The 776-nt window shown below is 53.2% G+C and carries 1 protein-coding gene; it reads left to right on the top strand.

Annotation, left to right across the window (positions count from 1 at the left end; genetic code table 11):
- The first annotated feature begins 56 nt into the window (after positions 1 to 56).
- A protein-coding gene (locus C3481_RS16080; RefSeq protein WP_094096600.1) for an IS1-like element IS1A family transposase occupies positions 57 to 754 on the top strand; the annotation gives its coding sequence in 2 pieces (ribosomal slippage) (positions 57 to 306 and positions 306 to 754; 699 coding nt in all).
- Positions 755 to 776 lie beyond the last annotated feature (22 nt).

Below are 776 nucleotides of genomic sequence, written 5' to 3'. Positions count from 1 at the left end.
GGGTGATGCTGCCAACTTACTGATTTAGTGTATGATGGTGTTTTTGAGGTGCTCCAGTGGCTTCTGTTTCTATCAGCTGTCCCTCCTGTTCAGCTACTGACGGGGTGGTGCGTAACGGCAAAAGCACCGCCGGACATCAGCGCTATCTCTGCTCTCACTGCCGTAAAACATGGCAACTGCAGTTCACTTACACCGCTTCTCAACCCGGTACGCACCAGAAAATCATTGATATGGCCATGAATGGCGTTGGATGCCGGGCAACTGCCCGCATTATGGGCGTTGGCCTCAACACGATTTTACGTCACTTAAAAAACTCAGGCCGCAGTCGGTAACCTCGCGCATACAGCCGGGCAGTGACGTCATCGTCTGCGCGGAAATGGACGAACAGTGGGGCTATGTCGGGGCTAAATCGCGCCAGCGCTGGCTGTTTTACGCGTATGACAGTCTCCGGAAGACGGTTGTTGCGCACGTATTCGGTGAACGCACTATGGCGACGCTGGGGCGTCTTATGAGCCTGCTGTCACCCTTTGACGTGGTGATATGGATGACGGATGGCTGGCCGCTGTATGAATCCCGCCTGAAGGGAAAGCTGCACGTAATCAGCAAGCGATATACGCAGCGAATTGAGCGGCATAACCTGAATCTGAGGCAGCACCTGGCACGGCTGGGACGGAAGTCGCTGTCGTTCTCAAAATCGGTGGAGCTGCATGACAAAGTCATCGGGCATTATCTGAACATAAAACACTATCAATAAGTTGGAGTCATTACCGATTTCC

Origin of the sequence: Microbacterium sp. Ru50, from assembly GCF_002920555.1 — a bacterium.
Lineage (GTDB): Bacteria > Actinomycetota > Actinomycetes > Actinomycetales > Microbacteriaceae > Microbacterium > Microbacterium arborescens.
Note: the sequence above shows the minus strand (reverse complement) of the source record. Positions and strands in the feature narration are given on the sequence as shown.